Origin of the sequence: Psychrobacter sp. AOP7-B1-24 (assembly GCF_052376215.1) — a bacterium.
In the GTDB taxonomy this organism is placed as follows: domain Bacteria; phylum Pseudomonadota; class Gammaproteobacteria; order Pseudomonadales; family Moraxellaceae; genus Psychrobacter.
The window spans coordinates 1-1,278 of sequence record NZ_JBQSVL010000172.1; the positions used below are offsets into that span (position 1 = coordinate 1).

The 1,278-nt window shown below is 41.1% G+C and carries 1 protein-coding gene; it reads right to left on the reverse strand.

The window, feature by feature from the left end; all coding sequences use genetic code 11:
• Positions 1–47: 47 nt before the first annotated feature.
• Positions 48–1,213 (reverse strand): IS3 family transposase gene (locus ACT3QP_RS14795; protein ID WP_301464649.1). Its coding sequence is split into 2 segments (ribosomal slippage): positions 48–955 and positions 955–1,213, totalling 1,167 coding nucleotides; the frame shifts between segments, so codons are not numbered across the junction.
• Between the last annotated feature and the right edge of the window lie 65 nt (positions 1,214–1,278).

Genomic DNA, 1,278 nt, shown 5'->3' on the forward strand with positions numbered 1-1,278 from the left:
TTGACCCCTGCCGTCAAATCCGGACACATAAACTTGGGAGATTTTAGTTACGCAGCCTGACGATAAAAGTCAAACCACACCTGTCTTGGCGATTTATAGCCTAAACCCTTTTGAATCCTAGTTTGGTTGTAATACAGCTCTATATATTGTGTGATCTCGTTGGTCGCTGTAAACCTTGTTTTATACTCTTGATGGTATACAAGCTCATTCTTTAACGTACCCCAGAAGCTTTCTATAGGAGCATTATCAAAGCAATTGCCTTTACCACTCATTGAGCCTTTAAAATGATGCTGCTTGATAATTTTGTGATAGGCATGACTGCAATACTGGCTACCTCTATCAGAATGCACAATCAGCCCTTGGCTTGGTCTTTTATTCTTAATTGCCATATTCAATGCATGACAGACTAAATCGGCGGTCATGCGCTTACTTATGGCATATCCAACAAGCTCTTTGGTGTAGAGATCTTTAACACCTGCTAAGTATAGCCAACCCTCAGCAGTCCAAATATAAGTGATGTCACTGACCCAAGACTCATTGGGGTGCTTAGCATCAAACTGCTGATCCAGCATGTTTGGATAGACAAGCTTGTTATGGTTTGAGTCAGTGGTGACTTTAAAGCGTTTGTGGCGACGGCATTTGATGTCACGCTCTTCTTTAATACTTCTAATCATATATTGGCTAATATTATACCCTTGCGCACTTATGTAGGCATGTAGTCGATCAACACCATAACGTTCTTTAGTTTCACTATGAGCCGCTTTAACTAATAGCTCACAGTGGTTACGGTGTATCTGCTGTTCACTCATCTCACGATTTATCCAGTCGTAGTAGCTTGATGGTTTTATGTTTAATACGCGGCACATGCAGGTAATACTAAAAAGGTACTGGTTGTCTTTGATAAAGACGTACTTCATCAACTGTTTTTCGCGAAGTACGCCGTGGCCTTTTTTAGAATTTCGCGCTCCTCCTCAGCAACTTTAAGTTGTCGCTTGAGCTGCTTTATTTCTTGAAGAGCCGTCATGAGATCAGGGTCATATTGTTCTGTGCCGATAAGCTTGCCTTGATTGGCTTTGTTCTGCCAGTTAGATAACGTTTGCATCGCTATGCCAAGTTGCTTGGCTGTGGCTGAAACATTACCGTTATTGTTTGCTATCTTCTTAACGGCTTCTGCTTTGAATTCTGTACTGTAGGTTCTGATTTTCTTGGTCATGGTAAACTCCGATTAATATGCTTAGTTTACCAAGTTTATTTCTACGGTTTCTTCAGCATAGCTCA